The following is a 20353-nucleotide window of genomic DNA, read 5'->3' on the forward strand; positions in this document are numbered from 1 at the left end:
TGGTCGTGCTATCTGGAAATGCGCCGGTTGGAAAGGAGCAGAAAGAGCGCTCGATTCTTCGCGTAAATGGCCGCCGACCGGCGTCTTTCAATTCCCTGCATGACCAGATGCCCCGCGCCGTCATATAGGAACCATTCCCAGCGCGAGCGGCCCGTTTTCTGTACGCGTGCCTCGTAGATATCAAATCCGGAAGACGACTTGCGATCCGCGGACCCACGAAGCATGTCTCTGATGAACTTGAACAATGAAGTGCTCTCCGAAGCTTGCACACCGGTCAGCGTAGGCACCTTAGCGCCGCGTTTTGGTTCGCGGAAATCTGTTCTCCAGACACATCTTCGAAACATTCGTGCATTCGAAACTCCACGAATGCACCGAGGCGCCGTGCGCGCCGGGATGCATCTAGCAAATTTGTTGCCGAGAAATCAGTCTACGAACGTCGCCAAGCGCTTTTGTAGATTACTCGTCACCGCTTCGATCTGGTTTGGCGAGCCGATCAAGCTCGCCTGCTCCTCGCTTTCCGCGCGCAGGACAGCGACATCTTCGGCGTAAAGCGCCATGTTGAGCAGCCGTTTCGCCGCACGGATCGCGTCGGGACTCTTGGCTGCGATTTCGCGCGCCAAAGCCATGGCCGCGGATTGAGGATCGTCACTGACCTGAGTAGCCAATCCCGTCTCGACTGCTTCCCCTCCCGATAGGACTCGTCCCGTAAAGGTCAGGATGCGCGCGAGGTCATCTCTCACGAGATGGCGCATCAGTGCCATGCCCGCCATATCAGGAACCAGGCCCCACTTGATCTCCAGCACGGACAGACGCGCGTCAGGCGCGACGATGCGAACGTCGGCTCCGAGCGCGAGTTGCAGGCCTCCGCCGAAGGCGACGCCGTGGACCGCCGCGATTACGGGGACAGGCACCTCGCGCCACACCATGGCAACTTGCTGCGGCGGATTGGCGCCCGCTGGAGTACGGGCCGACTCCACGAGAGATCGGGCGATCGTACGCTCGCCCGACGCCATGCTCCCCATCTGGTCCATATCGAGGCCGGCACAGAAGGCACGTCCTTCGCCGGACAGCACAACGGCCCGCAAACCGCGCTCAGACTTGAGGCCCTCACCGGCATTGACAAGCGCTTTTGTCATCTCCGTATCGAGTGCGTTCATCTTGTCGGCTCGCGTCAGCTTTACGCTCGCGATACCATCTGTGATCTGGACGGTAACCCTTTGTGCCATGTGTCGATATCTCCGACGCTCGTCAGCTGCTGGTGATGTCTAGCGTGATCCGTTTGATGCTGCGCATCGGAAGCGAGTTCGAAGGATGTTTCGCATGCGTCGTACCCGCACCTGTTACGCAGGCGTGCTGTCGAAGAAACCATCGAAAGGCCCCGCGCCGACACCAGCGACGACGTCGAATTCCGTGGTGCTGCGTCGTCACGCGCGCCCCTCGGGTGTGAAGGCCACCGGCATGTTGACGATGGCGTTGAACCAGATCGAGCGCAGAAATCGAGGCTCGCCCATGGGCCGGATATCAGGAATTCTCGCCACTACTTCCTTCAGAAGCAGCTTCAGCTGCGTCCGGGCGAGCCGGGCGCCGATGCAAACATGCGGGCCGGTGCCGAAGGACAAGTGCTTGGCGGCGTTCTTGCGCGTGATGTCGAACCGGTCCGGATCGACGAATACCTCAGGGTCCCGGTTCGCCGCCGGGTAAGAGAGGTAGAGCTTTTGGCCGGCCGCGATCGGTTGCCCACCGACTGCAGCGTCGGCGGTCGCCGTGCGGCGGAACTGGATCACCGGTGGCGCAAAGCGCAGCACCTCCTCGATGGCATTCGGCAGATACTGGTCCGGATCACTACGCAGAAGGGCATATTGTTCTGGATGCTCATTCATCAGTCGCACAAAGTGCGCAGCCGTCCCGCGGGTCGTCTCGTGCCCGGCGATTGACATAGTCACGAAGAACATGGCGATCTGCTCATCTGTGAGCTTTTCGCCATCGACCTCTCCATTGACGTAAGCGCTCATCATCGAGCGGTCGGGATTGCGCCGCTTCTCCTCAGCCAACTTCGCCGAAAAGGCAAACAGTTGCGGGACAGGATCCTCGCCGACGGGCTTCTCGGCCTCGACGTCCGCGGCGGCGTTGCCCAATCGGAATATCTGCTCGCGGTCCTCTTCCGGGATGCCCATCAATGTGCAGAAGGTGTACACGGGCAGCCGTGAGGCCACATCAAAGACGAACTCGCATGTCCCCTGCGAAGCGACAGCATCCACTATCTCCCGCGCCGCGCGGGCCACATCGGGCTCGAATTCGGCCAACGCTTGGTTGGCAAAGGGCGGCAGAACGAGGCGTTTGACCTTGGCATGAAGTTCCGGCGGCATACCCATCAGCCCCGCCTGCTGCTGAGCCAAGCGCACCGGGTCTACGAAATCCCAGATGATCGGACCTCCGGTGTGGGACGAGAACAAGGACTGGTCGCGTGAGACCTCGAAGACATCTTGATATCTGGTCAGGACCCAAAAGCCTTCATGCAGGTCCGCGCCCGGCAGGACAACGCGGTAGGCAGCCCGATCGGGGGCCGGATTCCAATGAACGGGATCCGCGCGCCGCCAGGCCGTAAAAAGATCGTAGGGTGGGCCGCGCCGGCCTGGGATCAGATCAATATCGGCAAGATTGGTGTCGGGGGCGATGGACATCAGACTCCTCCCTATGGGCTGGTTTTCGGCGCAATGACGTCAACCCGGGCAAGCCAGGGCCGAACGTTGTGCGTGCTGTCGAGAGCTGTGCGGCACTCCTCGGCATAGAGCAGCGCATTCGCCTGAGCGATGACCGCAAGATCCGCTGACGAGACGCGATCGCCCACCAGCCAGTCGCGTCCCTCTAGAAGGCCGTCGAGCGCCTTGAAGTGCCGCGCGGCGTCGGCCACCACCTGCTCACGCGGCTTGCGGCCCACGCCTTGAGCGCGAGTGAGGGCACCTACCCCTTCAAGGATTCGGCTCTTGAGCTGGTCGCGCGGAATCCCCGGCATGCTCTGCGCAAATTCGTCGAGCGCCGCCTCCAGATTGTGTGGCCAGGCTAGCCGCATGGTCATTTCGTAGAAATAGAGGCTCTCGTCCGCCCAATCCTCGATCACATGAGCCAGTGCCCGTTCGCGGGGATCAGTAGGCAGGACCGGACGCTCGGGAAAAGTGCGGTCGAGATATTCGAGGATGTCTGTGGAATCCAGCACAGCCTGTCCATCATGCTCAATCGCGGGAAACTTTCCGCTGACGCTGACATGGATGTACTTGCCGCCGGCCACAGCCGCGCGGTCCACCTCGTGGACATTGAAGGGGAGCCTTTTGTAATTCAGAGCGCGGCGAACCTTCTCTGTGAAAGGCGAAGTGGCAAACTGATAGAGCGTGATCATCTCGACCCTCCCTGGCGCGCCTCGGCGAGCACCGCAGCCAAAACTCTTTTGACGTCGTATCGCTCTGCTCCCTCGACCCAAGGCGCTTGGGCCGCGAAGGCGGCCGCCACCTCCTGGCCCCGCGCTTCCGCAGCGGGAAAGGAAACCGGATGAGTGACAATAAGGAAATCGCCGCGGATGACGCCGTTTACGGCTGCGACGGCCACGGCGCACGCCGGCATGCCGCGACGGACGACGGCCTCACCGACGGCCAATTGAGCCGGATCAGGCTGGGGCAGCCCGCTGTGGCGGCGTGAAAGGTGGATCTCGGTTGCGACCAGGCCCGGGCAGAGGACGCTCATCTTCAACGTCAGCGGCAACTCGGCGCGGAGCACCTCCGCCAAACCCAGGACTGCATGCTTGCTGGCAGTATAGAAGCCGGCGCCAGTGTGCTGCAGACCGAGTGCATGTTCCGACGCGGTGATACAAAAACGCCCAGCTCGTCCCGCAGCGGTCATCCGGCGCGCGAAGGCTGCTACAGTACTCCACACACCGCGGACATTGACGCCGAAGATCCAATCGAACTCCTCGGGCTTGGCCTGAAGGAGCGGTCCGGAGAGGCTCACTCCGGCATTGGCGAAAACCATGTCGATAGGTCCAAGATCACGCTCGGCGACCTCTGCCAGGAGCTCGGCCGACTGATGGTCGGCGACGTCGCACTGGCCGGACAGGACCGCTCGACCGAGCTCCGCAGCGACCGCACGCGCGCGAGCGCCGTCGATATCGGCGATCATCACCGTGGCACCGCGCGTCAGGAGTTCCTCAGCCAGGGCGCGTCCTATGCCGGATGCGCCGCCCGTGACGACCGCTCGAGTCCCCTCCAAATCCATCCTGCTACTCCACTAAAGCTTGATCGTCACGCACTTGAGCTGCGTATAGTGGTGAAGAGCCTCGATGCCCTTCTCTCGGCCATATCCGCTCAGCTTGAAGCCGCCGAGCGGCGTTTCGACGCCGCCCGCCTGATACTCGTTCACGTAGATCTGTCCGGCTTCGATGGCTGCGGCGACGCGATGGGCACGCGAGAGGTTCTGGGTCCATATCCCCGCCGCGAGTCCGTACTCGGTGTCGTTGGCAATGTGGATGGCTTCGGCTTCATCATCAAAGGGGATCACGGATAGAATCGGCCCGAATATCTCCTCCCGAGCCACGCGCATGTCGTTGCGTACGTCGGCGTAGATGGTGGGCGGCACAAACCATCCCTTGCCCCACGCCGGATCCTCGATCAGTTCGCCTCCGACGATGGCACGGGCGCCTTCGCTCTTGGCCACGTCAAACCAACTCTTCACGCGCTCGTACTGTGCCCTGGTAGTCAAGGGCCCGACCATAGCGTCAGTTTGCGGACCGACCTTCAACGCCCTGACAGCCGCTGCAAGCCCCTTAACCACCTGCTCATGGACTGAACGCTGCACAAGCAGCCGGGTGCCCGCCAGACAGACCTGTCCTGCATTCACCACGAAAGCACGCACAGCGCCGGGAATGGCCAAGCTGAGGTCGGCGTCGTCGAAGATGATATTGGGCGATTTGCCGCCGAGCTCGAGGGTAAGAGGAATGACTCGATCGGCCGCAATGCGTCCGATCTCGCGGCCAGCCCGCACGCTGCCGGTAAAGGCGAGCTTGCGCACCTGCGGATGCGAGACGATCGCCGCCCCGCATTCCGGCCCAGCGCCCAGCACAACATTCAGCACGCCCGGTGGCAATCCGCACTCCACGGCCAGGCGCCCGAGTTCCGCGCTCGTGCCGGAGGTGAACTCCGACGGCTTGAGCACGACAGCATTTCCTGCGGCAAGCGCCGGTGCAACGGCCCGCGCCGCCTGATTGAGGGGCGCATTCCAGGGGGTGATCACCCCCACGACCCCAAAGGGTTCGCGAGACGTGTAGCAATGATAGCCTGCTCCAAGGTCGATCTTCTCGCCTTGGAAGATGTTCACAAGTCCGCCGTAGAACTCGAAGTACTGCGCTGCAATCTCGATCTCGGCGGGCGCTTGCCACGCCGGCTTGCCAGTATCTGAGCGTTCGATCTCGGAGAGATGCGCGGACTGCTCTCGGATCTTCTGGGCAAGCGCCAACAGGATTCGGCCACGTTCGATCGGCCGGCGGGCGCGCCAGCTTGCGGCTGCTCCTGCAGCCGCGCGCACGGCAGCGTCGACATCGGCGCCTCCCCCCGCCGCTACCGCGGCCGCCTTCACACCCGTCCGTGGGTCGAACGACTGAAGATACTGCCCCGATGCAGGCGGCAGGACCTTGCCGTCGACGAAATGATCCCACTGATATTCCATCCGTCTCCACCCGCTTTTTTTCTACCGATATTGTCTCCTCCTTCGGCCATTGTTCGGAAGGGGGCTGGGACAGTGATTACAGTTGTGATCATGGCTCACCGACCAACATCTAGGCCGTGCTCCACCGGCGCTATTCGGCCTCGAGCGCGCGGCCACCGTGTTTGGCGGTGAAATGAAGACGATCGATCCATTACATATGTAATGACTTCGGCCGACGCCGGGTGATAGTCTGCAGACAAAATACAAGAAGCGATGGGAGGTAGGTCATGGCGGCATCAACGCCACGGAAGATCAAGTCCGCCGAACGGACGCTGGCGCTCTTCGAGCTATTTTCACGCGAGCAGCAACCCTTCACGGTGGGCCGCATTGCCAAGGGCCTGGGCATTCCGCAGCCCAGCGTCAGCATGCTGCTTCGGAATCTCTTGAAGCTCGGCTACCTGGAATACGATGCACACCATCGAACCTTCGCACCGAGCATCCGCGTCGCCCTGCTCGGAAGCTGGATCGATCGCCGCTTCGGCGATGCTGGCGCGATCGGCGCGCGGCTGAACGAACTCCAGCGCAGGCTTGGGTTCACCGCCTTCATCGCCATTCAGAATGGCGCCGCAGCTCAATACGTGCTGGCGCAGACCTCCGATGAGCCCGACAGGCTCGATATCTCGTCTGGCATGTATCGTTCGCTCACTTGTTCAGCGGCGGGTCGCGCGCTTCTCAGCCTATTGTCCGACGCGGAGATTCGATCGTGGGTACGCCGCTGCAACGCCGAGGCAACTGAGGATCGTTTCCGCGTCGGTGAAGCCGACTTCATCGCGATGATGCACACGGCGCGTGCCGCGGGTTATGCGGAGACGAATGGCGATTCAATTCCGACGCTGAGCGCCGTGGCGATGACTATCGTCTCTCCGATGGGCGGCACCCCACTTGCAGTCGGGGTCGGTGGGCCCACGGCCAGGATCCGCACCGACAAAGACGCTGTGCTGGCCGCCCTAAGCCAATTCGTGAGCGGATTCGCGCGGCCATCACCAGCCGTGTCCCCGGCGCCGCGATCACCATATCGGCGCGCGGCGCATAGTCTAGCGGACCGCGCTCGAATGGCGTCGGTCGCCTGAACGATCAGGTCGGCCTAAAGCCCGAAGAGTTCCGCCTTCTCGAGCGTATTCCTCACCATACGCAGAATGACGACGTCGATCATCACCCCGTCGACCTGAACGGCGCCGAGACCTTGGGCTTCGCCCTCACGGTAGGCTGCCTCCAGGCGGCGCGCCCGGGCGATCTCATTTGCGCTGGGGGAGAACACCTCAAGAGCCGGCGCGATCTGGGACGGGTGGATGGCCCACTTGCCAACCATGCCGAGTGAGCGCGCGCGCCCTGCTTCGGTGCGGTAGCCCGCGTCGTCCTTGAAGTTGCCAAAGGGGCCGTCGACGGCGTCTATGCCGACCGCACGCGCCGCCATGGCGACGCGGAAGCGCGCGTAGTGGAAGATGTCGCCGGGATAGGTGCCTCCCGTGCCGCCGATGTCGCGGGTATCGATGCCCTGCGAGGCAGAATAATCTCCCATTCCGAAGATGAGACACTCCATTCGGTCCGTGCACCGCGCGATCTCTTCGACGTTCTGCAGCGCCTGGACTTCCTCGATGAGTACCTCGATGCCGATCCGGCGCTCGAGCTTCAGCTTCTTCTCGAGTTGGCTCAGCATGCGATCTAGGAACAGCACGTCCGCGGCCGTGTAGGGCTTTGTCAGCATGATCGTGTCGAGATTGGCGCCCGCCTGCTCGACGATCGTGATGATATCGTCATGGCACCACTCGGTCGTGACGTCGTTGATACGGACGCAGCGAACCTTGCGACCCCAGTCGACATTGTTGAGCGCCCAAGCAATCTTCTGGCGAGCTTCGACCTTTGCGCTGGGTGCGACGGCGTCTTCCAGGTCGCAAAAGACATGATCGGCGGCGGACTGGGTCGCTTTTTGGAGCATTTTTTCGCTGCTGCCCGGTACGGACAATTGCGAGCGGCGGGCACGGCGTGGACGGTTCGACATTGGGGGACCTCTTCAGGACTTGTGAGCAACGGCCGTGCGCGCGGTGATGAGGGCCTGAACGGCATCCTCGGACAGGCCGGCTCGACCCAGCTGGGTGCGGGTTTGTTCGCCGAGAAACGGTGCACGGCGACGAACGGCACCTGGCGTCTCCGTCATCTTGATGGGCACGCCGGCGATTCGAATGGAGCCGGAGCCAGGCTGTTCGACTTCAACGATCATCTCCCGCTTCGCGAAATGCGGATCGGCGTCGATCTCTGCGATGTTCATGACGGGCCCGAAGGGAATCCGGCCGCCAAGGCGAGCCACCAGTTCGGCCTTGGTGAAGCGCTGCGTGAATTCGCCGAGTTCACGATTGAGGTCGTTGCGATTGGCGCCGCGGGCCTGGTCGTCGCAGAAACGCGGGTCCTGCAGCAAGGCTTCGGCCCCGATCGCTCCGCATAGTACTGTGAAGAACTGCTGCTGGTGTGCCGCAATGGTGACGAAGCCGTCAGCTGCCGGGAACATGCCGAACGGAGAAATAAATGGATGGTGGTTGCCCTCGGGCCCCGGGATCGAACCATCGACAGAGTGCTGCCAAACCGGCCGCTCGCACACCGACAACACGGCATCCACCATCGATACATCGACGAACTGGCCTACGCCCGTGCGGCGCGCATTGTGTACAGCGGCCAAAACGCCGAACGCGAGCATGATGCCGGGCACGATGTCACCGACGCCAGGTCCCACTTTGGTTGGGGTTTTTGCATCGGGGCCGGTGATCGCCATGATGCCGCCCATTGCCTGGGCGACAACGTCGAAGGCAGGCCAGGTCAGATAGGGAGAGGCGCCAGTCCTCTCGTCACCGAAGCCACGTAGCGCGCCGTAGACGAGGCGCGGATTCTCCCGCTTCAGTACCTCATAGCCGAGCCCGAGCCGCTCCATGACGCCGGCACGGAAGTTTTCCACCACTGCATCCGCACTGCGGACCAGTGCCAGGAACGCAGCCTTTCCTTCAGTGCTCTTCAGGTCGAGGCAGACGCTTTGCTTGTTGCGATTGACGCTCTGAAAGTATCCGTTGAGCAATCGCTGATGGTCGTCGGAGCGGAACGATCCGCCGCGACGGGTCATGTCCCCTTCGAGCGGCTCGATCTTGATGACCTCCGCACCATGATCCGCCAGGAGCATGGAACCGAAAGGGCCTGCCAGCATCTGCGTCAGATCGATGATCCGAAGATCCGAGAGCGCTCCGAAGGTGTCCATCTCGCTCACCGTTCCCCCCAGTGGCTCTTGCGCTTGAGAAGGACTTTCCGATCGACTTGAACGACTTGCTCGTCGCGCTGATTGTAGCCGTAGTGACGGAAGACGACGATGCCCGCATCTGCCCGCTCGGACTCCTTCGTATCGAGAACCTCGCTGTAGGCGTACAGGGTGTCGCCGTGCGTGACTGTCTTGGACAGGCGAATATTGTCGAGTCCAATCTCGGCGAGAGCATTCTCGCAGCAGTCTTGGGACGCCAAACCCAACACCAGAGAGAAGTTCACGCCGCCGTAAGAGATCACACCGCCGAATGGTGTACCCTCCATCAGGTGCTGATTGAAGTGCCCGGCGGCGGTGTTCATCACCAGATTAGTGATCAGCACGTTCTCGAGCGGCGTGATGGTCTTGCCGCGGGCGTGCCGGATCACCGCCCCCACCTCGAAATCCTCGAAGTAGTTCTTGCTGCCAGTCAATTTGGCGAGTTCACCCATTAGGCGGCCTCCACTTTCGGATTGCGCAGGCGCACGAGATTGGATCGTCGAAACCCGACGACCCGATTGCCGTCTTCATCGAAGCCTTCGGTGCGCCATGTCACGATTCCGTTGGCGGGATTGCTCTCTGAGCGGCGGGTTTCCGTGGTCGCGCTGCGGGCGATGATCGTGGTCCCGGGATAGACGGGGCGGTCGTAGCTCAGATCGAAAACGCCGAGGAATGGCCCGCCGATCTCGCTACAGTCTTCGACGCTAAGACCGAGCACCACGTTAAACACCAGCTGTGGGTTCACAACGATGTCGGGATGCCCGTGTGCCTTGGCGTAGGCGCGGTTGAAGTAGAGTGGATTGAAGGAGAGAGTCAGAGTCGAGAACAACACGGTATCCGCCTCGAAGATTGTGCGTCCCCAGTGATGATCGAAGCTCTGCCCGACGTAGAAATCTTCGAAAAGTCTTCCCTTTGGCCAGAGCACGGCGCGCTCTCTCGGATCATTTGCCATCGAACTCTCCTCTCGGCCAAACTTCCCAGATGCTTTCTTCTGCGCCTTCGGGGATGCGCCGGCAATCTCGAGACAGGCTTTGGGCGCAAAGCATTACATACGGAATGACTGTCTACGCAGCGCCTGCCCCGGCCTCGGCTATCGCATCAGCGACCGCGATGACTTGTCGTGCCTGGTCCAGGTGCAGGCGCTCGACCATCCGTCCGTCCACACGCAACACACCTTTCTCCCCCGCATCGGGAGCGGCGAAGGCGGCGACGACAATGTGGGCCCAAGCCACCTCCTCTTTGCTGGGCGCGAAGACGGAGTTCGCGATCGCCACCTGCGATGGGTGAATCAGGGTCTTGCCGTCGAAGCCGAGCTCAACTGCTTGCCTGCACTGGCTACGGCAGCCCGCCTCGTCCTCGATCGCGTTGAAAACCCCGTCAAGAACAGCAAGACCGTGGGCGCGGGCCGCTGCCACGGTGAGACTGAGGGGTGCGAGCAGTGGCAGGCGCACTACGTCAGGGCGGCAGCGCATCTCTTTGGCGAGATCATTGGTACCCGACACGAAGGCTGCCAGACGCGTCCGAGCCGCTGTCTCGGCAATCTCTCCCAGGTGGAATAGCGCCTGACACGTCTCGACCATGATCCACAGCCGCGTTCTGCCGGACAACGGTCCGTCGTACGCGATGACATCGCCGGCTGCCGACACTTTGGGCGCCAGCACCGCGTCTGCGCCAATGGCAGCGACGGCGGCCAGATCGTCGCGACCCCATGGCGTGTCGAGGCCGTTGATCCGCACGACCAGTTCGCGGCGACCAAAGCCGCCCGCCTTCACCGCGGCGACAGCTTGGTCGCGCGCGGCGACCTTCATGTCCGGGGCTACCGCGTCCTCGAGGTCGAGGATCACCACATCACAGGAGAGACTCCTCGCCTTCTCTATGGCTCGGCTGTTGCTCGCCGGCATGTAGAGCGCGCTGCGCCGAGGTCGGGTGTTATCCATTGGCGGTCCCCTTTCGAAAACAAGGCGACAGGAAGCCAGAGCGGCAGGGCAGAAGGCAATCGCGTGTCGTGCCAACACGATCGATATTACAGACGGAATGATTGCTCGCTCGCCGATGCCGATGACGAATACCTGTATATAGTCGCCTCTCCCCGTGCCCCTTTTCAGATGCGGTCAAATCGAGGAAAGCAGGAACGCCGATGCCAAGCATTCATGAGATAAGCCTCAAAGGTCGGGTCGCCGTCGTCACCGGATCCGGGCAAAATATCGGCGCCGCGATCGCGCGGCGCCTGGCCGAGGCAGGTGCAGCAGTGGTGGTGAACGGCCACAGCTCCAAGGAGAACGTCGACCGCACGGTCGCCGAAATTCGAGATGCTGGGGGAACCGCGATTGGGATCATGGCGGATGTTTCGGATCCGAAGGAGGTCGCGCGTCTCATCGGGGAGGCAGCGGCCACGCTTGGACCGGTGGATATCGCAATCTCGAACGTCGGCCGGCGATTGCACAAGCCCTTCGAAACCATCACGGTTGAAGATTGGGACTGGGCGATCCGCACTAACCTGTCATCGTGCTTTTACCTCGCCCACGAAGTGGTGCCATCGATGAGAGCGCGCGGCTGGGGCCGGGTGATCCACGTCTCCCGGTACGACGGCTTCACCGGACACTTGGTGAATCGCGCCTATAACATCGCCGCCAAAGCCGGGATGCACGGCTTTTCCAAAGCCCTGGCTCGCGAGCTTGGGCCTTTCGGCATTACCGCCAATACAGTGGTGCCGGGCGCCATCGACACGGAGCGCGACTGGAGCCAGTACCCGAAGGCGACCTATGAGGACGTCGCAAAGGCGATCCCAGTCCGCCGCTGGGGACATGTCGACGACCTCGCCTATGCCTGTCTCTATCTGTGCACCACAGGCAGCTTCGTGAATGGTCAAGCCATCCATTTGAATGGCGGCGAGCACATGTTCTGAGGGTGGCGCACCGCCCTCAACGTCTGCCGTCAGGGGCTCTTCAATGGCTCGATAGTTTTTCCATGTAAGAACCTCGCCTCGCAGGCCGAGCTAATCTACAAAGAGCAGTTTCGATCCGACCTGATCGACGGCAATACTGTTCGCGGCTGCGGCGATGTTCTCGGCCAGCACTTGAATGCGTGTCTCGCAGACCAGTCGGTGACCACCGCACACTCCATAGTCAGGATCGGGCGTGGCGAAGTCCACTACCATATGGCTGTCGCGTTGAGTTGCGACGACTTGATAGCGAGGCATCGGCGCTGAATCCGCATTTGGTTCTGCACTCGAGCGTCGGTCAGTCGGAGGCATTTTGCCAATCCTTCATCATGAGACGTACGGCACCCACGTTGCCCCGCGTCGAGAGCCGAGCGCCCGTGCCTGACACGACTGCGCGTGTCGGCTCGGGCGCGTCGGCTGCTTAAGGACGCGTCGGTTTGCCCAGCATCACGTCGGAGATGATCCGCTGCTGGATCTCAGACGTTCCTTCGAAGATTTTCGTCAGTCGGGCGTCGCGCCAGTAACGCTCAACGGGGTGAAGAGTGGTGTAGCCGGCTCCTCCGAGGACTTGGAGCGCTTCGCTGGTGACCCGCTCCGCCATCTCCGCGGCGAAGTACTTCACCATCGAAGTTTCCTTTCGCGCGGGACGGCCGGCGTCGATCTCGGTGCAGGTGAAGTACATGAGCTGTCGGGCGGCCTCGATTTCCGTCGCCATGGTCGCGAGCTTGAAGCGGATCGCCTGGAAGTCGGAAATTGGCCGGCCGAACTGCTCGCGCTCCTTGGCATACCCTATCGCATGATCGAGCGCCGCTTGCGCCAGCCCGATCGATCGCGCTGCCGTGTGCGCTCGGGCGAGTTCGAGGCCGTGAGCTGCGGCCTGGAAGGCGCGGCCGGCATCTGCGGCTTCCGTCGGCTGGGCAGGCGCACGAACCTCGTCGAAATGCAGCTCCCACGTCTTCCAGCCGAAGTAGCCGATTTTGGGGATGGGAGATCCCGTCACTCCTTTCGGCAGCTCACCGCGCGGCTTTTCAACGACGACCGACACTGTGCCCGAACGGGACTCCGTCGACGATGGATTGTGGATACGGCACAGCACGCTGATGAAGTCGGCTCCGTCAGCGAAGGTGCACCAATACTTGTTCCCAGTGATCACCCATTCATCTCCGTCGCGGCGCGCGAGGCACGCCACATTCGACAAATCCGACCCTGTCTGGGGCTCCGAAAGCGCCGCGGCACCCAAATAGTGCCCGCGCGCCATGGCTTCGATCTTCCTGCGGCGCGCCTCGCTGTCTCCCCCGATCGTGCGATAGAAGCCGTTGCCGCGCGCGATGATGCTAGCGACGCTCATCCAGCCCCGCGCCAATTCTTCGGCGACCATGCAGTATTCGAAGGCGCCAAGTCCCAACCCGCCATACTCTTCCGGGATCAATATCCCGAAGAAGCCGAGATCCCCCATCTTATCGATCAGCTCGCGTGGAATGTCGCCCTTCTCCGGGTCGAGCTTGTTCGCGAGCGGGGTCACCTCCTCACGCGCGAAGGTGCGCGCCAGCTCCTGCATCATCAGTCGCTCTTGGGTGAAATAGGATCGATCTTCGTTTGCCAACTCGTCGCGCTCCTCCGGTACTTTGTGCGCCGCGCGGGCGCACCCGCTAAGCGTTCAGCTCGATTGGCCGGTCATCGAGAGAACGACAGGACTGCAATGCGCCGAGCCGCAATCCTGCAGTAACGTGCGACGAAATCGAGAAAGCGACAATGAGTTCTCGCCGGCGAAGCGCCTTTATTACATATGAGATTGCTGCGGCTTACGAGTCATTTGCGCTCGAACGACCGAGGTCGATTGGCGCTCCAAGCGGCGCGCACGGAATCGAGCACAGGTAGCAGGTATTCCAGGAATACGTCCGGATTCTCCGACATCGGAAAGTGACCGATGCCCGGCATGGCGCTCCAGGTGGAGCCCGGTATCGCACGATGTGCCGCCTCACCGTGCTCCAGGGTGGCGCTGCAATCGTATTCGCCAGTAAGAATGTGCACGGGCGTGCAGCCGGTATCGATTTTGTGAGCCTCCTCGCGGAGGTCATAGTCGACGACGTAATAGTAGAGGTCGCCGCGAAAGCTTGGCGGCCATCCAGAGGCATAGACCGCGCTTGTCTCCTTCCGGAACGCCTCGGGCGATGTAGGGCTCATCAGCCCGTTCATCAGCCGCGCCTTGTACTCGTTGCTCACCTGGGGATGCCAAAGCTCTTCGAGCTCGCTCCATGGTGTATCGATCTTCAGCCCGCCTTCGAGCGAGATCACCGCCGCGAAGACATCGGAATGATGGCGGGCGAGATCAAGCGCAAGCAGTCCGCCCACAGAGCAGCCCATGAAGACCGGACGCTCGCAATCGAGTGCCTTGACTAGGCTCACTGGCAAAGCCCGCAGGAACTCCTTGGTCAGAAGATACTCCTCCGACCACCACTTGGGGCCCACAGGGGGCAGCGACTTGCCATGGAACGGAAGATCGTAGGCGATCAACCGAAAATGATCGGTGATCTCCCGACGTTCGAAGAGGTGGCGCCATTGCGAGCCATGGCACCCGGCCGTGTGCTGCAACAGCAGTGGAATCCCCGTCCCCGCCTCCTCGAAGTAAATGCGGTAGTCCTGGCCTAGCAGATCGAGATGAACGTAGCGCCCCACCGGAGCACCAAATTGCCCCGCCTTGCGCCTGGGCTCACGGGCGACACCGTCGAGCGGCTGCGGGCGCAAGAGCTCGATGGCACGCATCACCGCGGGATAGTACTGGGCAAAGCTCACCGGATCGCCGTGGCGGATGATAAGGCCCATCCCGATCAGCGGGGCGATGTCATTGTAGAACCGCTTCGGTTGCGCCGCGAGCAGCTCGGCCCAGACGTCGTCTGGCGCTTCAAGGGTGATGACGCCGGGCGCACTGGCCTCCGGCGTGCCGGAGCGCAACGCACCCGCGACAAGCACGAGCCCCATCACTCCACTGGAGCCCTCAAGGCGCAAGCCGCCCGTCCAATGACGCGCGGCTAATCGGAACTCACCATCGGACGCGCACACGCTGAAAAGATGTTCTGGCGTAAGTTTCTCTTGCCCAAGCATTGCGTTCCCCGTCGATCCATACGTTGCCAGCGACGCTGGTTTCGGAGACCGGTCCGCGCTCCCCGCGCGCCGCCATTTTCGTGCGAGGTTATTTGACGATGGATGGAAGGTCCAGAAAGGCGGCGGCCACACATCAAGTTAGTGCATATGTAATTGTTCCGCTGCGACTGAGGGTTCTTGATCCGCCTCCGTTGGTTCTTGGCAATATGGAGATAGGGAATATTGCCATTGTCGAGGACGACGTCGTCCACCATCAGCCCGCACAATTCCTCCCGACGGCAGCCGGTGTAGTAGATGAGGATCGGCACGAAATAGAGAGCGCCATGAAAGATCTGGTTAAGGCTATCCGGTCCCGGTTCGTCCGACCGATCCCAAGCTGCACAAATTGTTGAACGGAGGCGTCCGAAAAATGGCAGCAGCCCGCTCGAAGGGCAACTTGGCCCTCTCGTCCCGCGCGCGCTTCTTCTTGCCCTTCGAGCGAAGTGCCACGAGGTCGATCTCTGCGAGGGTGCAAACCCCGCGCGCAACTGCGTGCCGGAAGATTTGAGCAAGGAACGTAAGATGACGATTGAGCGTATCGCCGGCGATCCCGCGCTCGCTTGAATGATGTGCCATAGCAACAGCGCGCAGCTCGGCGATGCTCCGGCCTTCATCCTTGGCGGACTTTCCGTAATTCTTGTAGATACCCGACCGAAGAAAATCGACGAACTTGCCGACATGCTGTTGGCGCAGGGCGTCTAAGCCCTGAACGTGTTGGTCCTGCAGCATGAACTTGATGAACAGGTTCGAAATGCTTCTCGCCTGCCGCTGGGTCTTGTCGTCCCAATGACCGTCTCGGGCGTTATGCAGGATGACATCGTCCGCGAACTTCGAGAAAGCCGCCATCGCGACGGACTGCGCGGCGGGACGGCTGTCAGCCTTCGGTGGATCGCTGTGGCGGGCTTGGCTGCCGGGCTCGGACGCCAAGACCTGCTGCGGTGGATCGCTCTTCGGAAGGAGCATGCGATCCACGAAGCCCTCGTCCTCGACACGGCTGCCGCCGTAGCGTCGGTCGATCTCAGCCAGCGCGAGCGTCATTCCCCGGAAGTACGTTCCCTGCGCGACATTGATGTTCATGGCCGTCGGGGTCGCGCCTACCGCATCGACCATTCGCCGGAGGACGTGCCCATTCGTCGGGACCATATCGTTGATCCGGAGCATAGCGAGATGATTTTGCACGGCGTCGATATCTGCGTCCGAGAGCCCGTCGGCGCTCATCCGAATACGATCCTCCGCTCGCACGACGGCAGTAAAGCCCTGTGCATCCAGTAAGGCATAGGCCCAAAAGGCGCGCTTATCGCCCAACCGTGCCTGCTCGAAATCAAACCCGGGCGAAGTCTTGGCGGCATGCGCGACGCGCTCGAGCTTCGTCAGATGCTTGTCGACGACGCCACGGAGCATTGTCTCAAGTGCAGGTCTTCGGTATCGGCCAACATCGCAGCATCTTCCAGGATCAGGTCAAGCTGAACAGCCAGCCGACGTGCCACCACGTGGCTGGTCGTTCGGAGGCTCAGAAAAAGGTGCGGGCGATCCAGGAAATTGGCAAGCACACGCGGCGGTCGGCGCCGCCAGTAATACACGGCGCTCCGGCGAAAGATGTGGACAGCCATCGCGAACACCACCCTGTGCAGCAGCAGTGTGTCGCAGAGCTGTGCAGCAGCTCCCCAGCCAGGCCGGTTTTGTGAGTGATTTCAGGCGGGGCAGGCTATCTGGCTGGGGCGGGAGGGATCGAACCTCCGAATGGCGGAATCAAAATCCGCTGCCTTACCGCTTGGCTACGCCCCAACAGGCGACCTGGGGCCGGCGGAAGAACTGGCTACCGCAGATTCCCTTGGTCGCAGCCGGTCTATAGGGAGCGGCGCAGCATTTCAACCGCCTGGAGGGGCAAAATACCACAGCCCCGGGATCGGCCCCGCTACACTCTCTTTATGGGCCCGCGACGGCCCCGTTCTGACCGCCACCGTCCGGCCCCTCCCGCCCCATTGAGACCTCCCCCATTTCATGGGAATAGGGCGCCAAGACCTGTCCACGGGAGTGAGCCATGACCTACCGCGCGCCGATTTCTGACATGCTGCTGTCGCTCAATCACGGTGCCGGCCTCAAGGCTGCCGTGGAGGCCGGTCATTACGGCGATTTCGACGCCGACATCGCCGCGGCCGTGCTGGAGGAAGCCGGCAAGTTCGCAACCGACGTCCTGGCCCCGCTCAACAAGGTTGGCGACGAGCACGGCATCAAGCTCAGCGACGGCAAGGTGACGACCGCGCCGGGCTGGCCGGACGCCTACAAGCGCTGGACCGAGGGCGGCTGGAACGCGGTGTCCGGCCCCGAAGATTTCGGCGGCCAGGGCCTGCCGATCGCGATCAATGCGGCCTGCACCGAGATCTGGAGCGCCTCGAACCTCGCCTTCGGCCTCTGCCCGCTGCTGACGGCGTCGGCGATGGAGGCGCTGGACGCGCATGGCAGCAGTGAGCTGAAGAAGATCTATCTCGAGAAGCTCGTCTCCGGCGAATGGACCGGCACGATGCAGCTCACCGAGCCGCAGGCCGGCTCCGACGTCGGCGCGCTGCGCACCCGCGCCGAAAAGCAGGCCGACGGCACCTATCGCATCAAGGGGACGAAGATCTTCATCACCTATGGCGAGCACGACATGACCGACAACATCGTGCATTTCGTGCTGGCGCGTCTGCCCGATGCGCCCGCCGGCACCAAGGGCATCTCGCTGTTCCTCGTGCCCAAGTTCATGGTCAATGCAGACGGCTCGCTGGGGCAGCGCAACGACATCTATGCGAGCGGCGTCGAGCACAAGCTCGGCATGCATGCCTCCCCCACCTGCACCATGACGATGGGCGATCATGGCGGCGCCATCGGCTTCCTGATCGGCGAAGAGAACCAGGGCATGCGCTGCATGTTCACGATGATGAACCAGGCCCGCCTCGGCGTCGGCCTGGAGGGCGTCGGCGTCGCCGATCGCGCCTATCAGCAGGCTTTGTCGTATGCGCAGGAGCGCAAGCAGGGCCGCGCCGTCGGCAGCAAGAGCGACGGCTCGGACGCGATCTTCGTGCATCCCGACGTCAAGCGCATGCTGATGCGGATGCGGGCGCAGACCGCCGCCGCGCGCACCATCTGCTATGCGACCGCGGTCGCGATCGACGTCTCGACGCGCGCCAGGGATCCCAAGGTGCGTGCGGATGCCGCCGCGCGCGCGGCGCTGCTGACGCCAATGGCCAAGGGCTATTCCACCGACATCGGCAATGAGGTCGCCTATCTCGGCGTGCAGGTGCATGGCGGCATGGGCTTCATCGAGGAGACCGGTGCGGCCCAGCATTATCGCGATGCCCGCATCACCGCGATCTACGAAGGCACCAACGGCATCCAGGCGATCGACCTCGTCACGCGCAAGCTCGCGGCCAATGGCGGCGCTGCCGTCTGGGCGCTGCTCGACGAGCTCGCAGCGACGGTCAAGAAAGTCGAAGCGTCGAACGATCCGGCTTTTGGCACCACGGGTGTCAAGCTGCGTGAAGCGCTGGAGGCCTTGACGCGCACCAGCAAGTGGTTGCTGGAGCGCGTGACGTCCGCGCCGAACGAGGCGCTTGCCGGCGCGACACCGTATCTGCAGCAGTTCGGCTCAACGCTCGGCGGCTGCCTGCTCGCCTCCGAGGCGCTTGCCGCCAAGGCCGAGGGCAACACGGACGCCGCACGCTACGTCTCGCTCGCACGCTTCTTCGCCGAGAACATCAGTGTGCAGGCCGGCGCGCTCGAGCGCACCGTGACCGAGAGCGCGGAGTCCGTCGCGGCGGCGGATGCGGTGTTGCTGGGGTAAGGAGGCCTTGTAGCCCGGGTGGAGCGCAGCGCAATCCGGGGCCGACGTCGCTCGTGGCACGAATCGCGGATTACGCTGCCCTCCATCCGGGCTACGAGGCCACGGCCTTCGTGCTTCTCCCCGGCCGCCACAACACGATGCCCGCCGCCACGAGATCCAGCACGACGCACATCGCAAACGCCATCGTGTAGTTGCCCGTCAAACTCCGCACGAGGCCGACGATGCCGGGACCGAAGGCGCTGACGACGCCGCTGATCGAGGTGCCCAATCCCATTGCGGCGGCGAAGGCGGCGGCGCCGATCTCACGCTGGATGATCAGGGGCGGAAACGTGATCATGTTGCCGATCGAGAAGCCGTAGACGGCGCAGCACACCAGCAGCACGGTCGGGCTCGTGCTCTGCACGAGAACGAACAGCGCCGCCGCCTGGCTCGTCATCGACGCCGCACAGGCGAGCCTCGGATCGAGCCGGTCGACGAACAGGCCGAGCGACAGGCGGCCGACCAGCGCCATCGCCGCCATGATGGTCACCGCGAGCCCCGCCGCGGAACGACCGATCAGCGGCTCGAGAAACGTCACCTGGTGGATGATGAATCCCATCTGCGCCAGCAGCGCGATCGCGATCGGCAGCACCATGGTCCAGAACGCCGCGTTGGCGAGCAGCGCCTTGCGGGATTGGCTTGGTGCGGCCGCGCTGCCGCCGGAGGAGCGCCCGTCCGATGCCAGCGACATCCCGGCGGGCCAGCCCATGAAGATCACGACCACCGGCAGCACCAGCACCATCATCGCGAGGGTGGCCGCCAGCATGGCGGAGCGAAATCCGATGCTGCCGGTCAACGACAGCAGCAGTGGAACGAGGATGATGCCGCCGCAGGTCGCGCCGTTGAACGCGAGGCTGAGCGCGAGCCCGCGCCGGCGCTCGAACCAGGAGTTCAGCACGGTCGCGATCACCACGGTGCCCATGCCGGTCCAGCCGACCGACATCAGCGCATAGGCGAGATAGAGCTGCCAGGGCGTCTGCATCAGCGCCAGCAGCACCGTCGAGGCGCCGAGCGCCGCCAGGCCGCACAGGATCAGCGACCGCAAGCCGATGCGCGCGAGCAGATCGTCGGTGAAGATGACGAGGACGGAGGTCAGGAGAAACGAGAACGTGCTGGCCGCGGAGACCAGCGTGCCCGGCCAGCCATGGGCGCGCTGCAGCTCGGCGAGATAGACGCCCTGCCCATACAGGCCAAAGCCGAACATGAAAAAGGCCATCAGGAAGCAGGCCAGCACGACGCGCCAGCCGCGGTAGTGCAGCGAGGATTCGTCGACGCGGGTTGCGGCAATCATCAATCGGGCAATCGGGTCACATGGAACCGCGCGGGATCGTGCACCACAACCACCGGTTTTTCAAATGAAACATTGTAGCCAATTGTTGCGGCGCGTTGG

Annotated in this window: 20 protein-coding genes and 1 tRNA gene; 3 read left to right on the forward strand and 18 right to left on the reverse strand. The window is 62.8% G+C overall.

Annotated elements, in window-relative coordinates; all coding sequences use genetic code 11:
* Nucleotides 1-8: 8 nt before the first annotated feature.
* The 6 genes from RAD10_RS10875 to RAD10_RS10900 all read right to left on the reverse strand — a co-directional run bounded on the left by RAD10_RS10875 (nt 9) and on the right by RAD10_RS10900 (nt 5709).
* On the reverse strand, nt 9-245 hold the full coding sequence (locus RAD10_RS10875; RefSeq protein ID WP_179735398.1) for a hypothetical protein: 237 nt from the start codon (nt 243-245) through the stop codon (nt 9-11).
* Between the two features lie 177 nt (nt 246-422).
* A complete protein-coding gene (locus RAD10_RS10880; protein WP_179735396.1) occupies nt 423-1226 on the reverse strand; it encodes a crotonase/enoyl-CoA hydratase family protein in 804 nt (267 codons plus the stop codon).
* A gap of 198 nt (nt 1227-1424) precedes the next feature.
* Complete coding sequence (locus RAD10_RS10885) at nt 1425-2681, reverse strand: cytochrome P450 (RefSeq protein WP_461617455.1); 1257 nt, start codon at nt 2679-2681, stop codon at nt 1425-1427.
* An 11-nt stretch (nt 2682-2692) separates the two neighbouring features.
* Entirely contained in the window at nt 2693-3394 is a 702-nt protein-coding gene (locus RAD10_RS10890; RefSeq protein ID WP_179735392.1) for a glutathione S-transferase family protein, read from the reverse strand.
* Nucleotides 3391-4263, reverse strand: a complete 873-nt coding sequence (locus tag RAD10_RS10895) for an SDR family oxidoreductase (RefSeq protein ID WP_461617456.1) — start codon at nt 4261-4263, stop codon at nt 3391-3393. Before RAD10_RS10895 ends, RAD10_RS10890 begins: the two co-directional genes overlap by 4 nt.
* Nucleotides 4264-4275: 12 nt before the next feature.
* A complete protein-coding gene (locus RAD10_RS10900; RefSeq protein WP_461617457.1) occupies nt 4276-5709 on the reverse strand; it encodes an aldehyde dehydrogenase family protein in 1434 nt (477 codons plus the stop codon).
* A 266-nt stretch (nt 5710-5975) separates the two neighbouring features.
* On the opposite strand from RAD10_RS10900, the gene RAD10_RS10905 reads away from it, so the two are divergent.
* Nucleotides 5976-6818, forward strand: a complete 843-nt coding sequence (locus tag RAD10_RS10905) for an IclR family transcriptional regulator (RefSeq protein ID WP_461617458.1) — start codon at nt 5976-5978, stop codon at nt 6816-6818.
* Between the two features lie 14 nt (nt 6819-6832).
* Here RAD10_RS10905 and RAD10_RS10910 read toward each other — a convergent pair whose 3' ends face one another.
* The 5 genes from RAD10_RS10910 to RAD10_RS10930 all read right to left on the reverse strand — a co-directional run bounded on the left by RAD10_RS10910 (nt 6833) and on the right by RAD10_RS10930 (nt 10959).
* Nucleotides 6833-7747: an HpcH/HpaI aldolase/citrate lyase family protein gene (locus RAD10_RS10910; protein ID WP_461617459.1), complete on the reverse strand. Its 915-nt coding sequence runs from the start codon at nt 7745-7747 to the stop codon at nt 6833-6835.
* A 12-nt stretch (nt 7748-7759) separates the two neighbouring features.
* Nucleotides 7760-8986 carry a CaiB/BaiF CoA transferase family protein gene (locus RAD10_RS10915; RefSeq protein WP_461617511.1) on the reverse strand — a complete coding sequence of 409 codons (1227 nt, stop codon included), beginning with the start codon at nt 8984-8986 and terminating at the stop codon, nt 7760-7762.
* Between the two features lie 5 nt (nt 8987-8991).
* Nucleotides 8992-9474, reverse strand: a complete 483-nt coding sequence (locus RAD10_RS10920; RefSeq protein WP_179735382.1) for a MaoC family dehydratase — start codon at nt 9472-9474, stop codon at nt 8992-8994.
* Nucleotides 9474-9974 (reverse strand): MaoC family dehydratase, encoded by a 501-nt coding sequence (locus tag RAD10_RS10925; RefSeq protein ID WP_461617460.1) that lies wholly within the window; start codon nt 9972-9974, stop codon nt 9474-9476. Before RAD10_RS10925 ends, RAD10_RS10920 begins: the two co-directional genes overlap by 1 nt.
* 112 nt (nt 9975-10086) lie before the next feature.
* Nucleotides 10087-10959 carry an HpcH/HpaI aldolase/citrate lyase family protein gene (locus tag RAD10_RS10930; protein ID WP_461617461.1) on the reverse strand — a complete coding sequence of 291 codons (873 nt, stop codon included), beginning with the start codon at nt 10957-10959 and terminating at the stop codon, nt 10087-10089.
* Between the two features lie 200 nt (nt 10960-11159).
* On the opposite strand from RAD10_RS10930, the gene RAD10_RS10935 reads away from it, so the two are divergent.
* On the forward strand, nt 11160-11927 hold the full coding sequence (locus RAD10_RS10935) for an SDR family NAD(P)-dependent oxidoreductase (protein ID WP_461617462.1): 768 nt from the start codon (nt 11160-11162) through the stop codon (nt 11925-11927).
* 90 nt (nt 11928-12017) lie between these two features.
* Here the strand turns inward: RAD10_RS10935 and RAD10_RS10940 are convergent, their stop codons facing one another.
* From RAD10_RS10940 to RAD10_RS10965, 6 genes are all read right to left on the reverse strand, one after another.
* Nucleotides 12018-12221, reverse strand: coding sequence for a hypothetical protein (locus RAD10_RS10940; protein WP_461617463.1), 204 nt, complete (start codon nt 12219-12221; stop codon nt 12018-12020).
* Between the two features lie 163 nt (nt 12222-12384).
* A complete protein-coding gene (locus RAD10_RS10945) occupies nt 12385-13566 on the reverse strand; it encodes an acyl-CoA dehydrogenase family protein (protein ID WP_246784402.1) in 1182 nt (393 codons plus the stop codon).
* 206 nt (nt 13567-13772) lie between these two features.
* Nucleotides 13773-15065, reverse strand: a complete 1293-nt coding sequence (locus RAD10_RS10950) for an alpha/beta fold hydrolase (RefSeq protein ID WP_461617464.1) — start codon at nt 15063-15065, stop codon at nt 13773-13775.
* Nucleotides 15066-15407: 342 nt separating this feature from the next.
* The gene (locus RAD10_RS10955) at nt 15408-16505 is read right to left on the reverse strand and encodes a hypothetical protein (RefSeq protein WP_461617465.1); all 1098 of its coding nucleotides are present in this window, start codon (nt 16503-16505) and stop codon (nt 15408-15410) included.
* Complete coding sequence (locus tag RAD10_RS10960; protein ID WP_461617466.1) at nt 16475-16714, reverse strand: DUF6538 domain-containing protein; 240 nt, start codon at nt 16712-16714, stop codon at nt 16475-16477. Before RAD10_RS10960 ends, RAD10_RS10955 begins: the two co-directional genes overlap by 31 nt.
* Nucleotides 16715-16814: 100 nt before the next feature.
* A tRNA-Gln gene (locus RAD10_RS10965) sits at nt 16815-16889 on the reverse strand.
* A 256-nt stretch (nt 16890-17145) separates the two neighbouring features.
* On the opposite strand from RAD10_RS10965, the gene RAD10_RS10970 reads away from it, so the two are divergent.
* Nucleotides 17146-18924 carry an acyl-CoA dehydrogenase gene (locus tag RAD10_RS10970; RefSeq protein ID WP_461617467.1) on the forward strand — a complete coding sequence of 593 codons (1779 nt, stop codon included), beginning with the start codon at nt 17146-17148 and terminating at the stop codon, nt 18922-18924.
* 91 nt (nt 18925-19015) lie between these two features.
* On the opposite strand, the gene RAD10_RS10975 is transcribed toward RAD10_RS10970, so the two are convergent.
* Nucleotides 19016-20254 (reverse strand): MFS transporter, encoded by a 1239-nt coding sequence (locus RAD10_RS10975; protein ID WP_461617468.1) that lies wholly within the window; start codon nt 20252-20254, stop codon nt 19016-19018.
* Nucleotides 20255-20353 lie beyond the last annotated feature (99 nt).

The organism is Bradyrhizobium sp. 23AC, from assembly GCF_054863025.1.

Coding starts and splice junctions, on each gene's coding strand:
- RAD10_RS10880 (WP_179735396.1), bottom strand. CDS start 1,226: ATGGCACAAAGGGTTACCGTCCAGATCACAGATGGTATCGCGAGCGTA.
- RAD10_RS10885 (WP_461617455.1), bottom strand. CDS start 2,681: ATGTCCATCGCCCCCGACACCAATCTTGCCGATATTGATCTGATCCCA.
- RAD10_RS10890 (WP_179735392.1), bottom strand. CDS start 3,394: ATGATCACGCTCTATCAGTTTGCCACTTCGCCTTTCACAGAGAAGGTT.
- RAD10_RS10895 (WP_461617456.1), bottom strand. CDS start 4,263: ATGGATTTGGAGGGGACTCGAGCGGTCGTCACGGGCGGCGCATCCGGC.
- RAD10_RS10900 (WP_461617457.1), bottom strand. CDS start 5,709: ATGGAATATCAGTGGGATCATTTCGTCGACGGCAAGGTCCTGCCGCCT.
- RAD10_RS10905 (WP_461617458.1), top strand. CDS start 5,976: ATGGCGGCATCAACGCCACGGAAGATCAAGTCCGCCGAACGGACGCTG.
- RAD10_RS10910 (WP_461617459.1), bottom strand. CDS start 7,747: ATGTCGAACCGTCCACGCCGTGCCCGCCGCTCGCAATTGTCCGTACCG.
- RAD10_RS10915 (WP_461617511.1), bottom strand. CDS start 8,986: ATGGACACCTTCGGAGCGCTCTCGGATCTTCGGATCATCGATCTGACG.
- RAD10_RS10920 (WP_179735382.1), bottom strand. CDS start 9,474: ATGGGTGAACTCGCCAAATTGACTGGCAGCAAGAACTACTTCGAGGAT.
- RAD10_RS10925 (WP_461617460.1), bottom strand. CDS start 9,974: ATGGCAAATGATCCGAGAGAGCGCGCCGTGCTCTGGCCAAAGGGAAGA.
- RAD10_RS10930 (WP_461617461.1), bottom strand. CDS start 10,959: ATGGATAACACCCGACCTCGGCGCAGCGCGCTCTACATGCCGGCGAGC.
- RAD10_RS10935 (WP_461617462.1), top strand. CDS start 11,160: ATGCCAAGCATTCATGAGATAAGCCTCAAAGGTCGGGTCGCCGTCGTC.
- RAD10_RS10940 (WP_461617463.1), bottom strand. CDS start 12,221: ATGCCTCGCTATCAAGTCGTCGCAACTCAACGCGACAGCCATATGGTA.
- RAD10_RS10950 (WP_461617464.1), bottom strand. CDS start 15,065: ATGCTTGGGCAAGAGAAACTTACGCCAGAACATCTTTTCAGCGTGTGC.
- RAD10_RS10955 (WP_461617465.1), bottom strand. CDS start 16,505: ATGCTCCGTGGCGTCGTCGACAAGCATCTGACGAAGCTCGAGCGCGTC.
- RAD10_RS10960 (WP_461617466.1), bottom strand. CDS start 16,714: ATGGCTGTCCACATCTTTCGCCGGAGCGCCGTGTATTACTGGCGGCGC.
- RAD10_RS10970 (WP_461617467.1), top strand. CDS start 17,146: ATGACCTACCGCGCGCCGATTTCTGACATGCTGCTGTCGCTCAATCAC.
- RAD10_RS10975 (WP_461617468.1), bottom strand. CDS start 20,254: ATGATTGCCGCAACCCGCGTCGACGAATCCTCGCTGCACTACCGCGGC.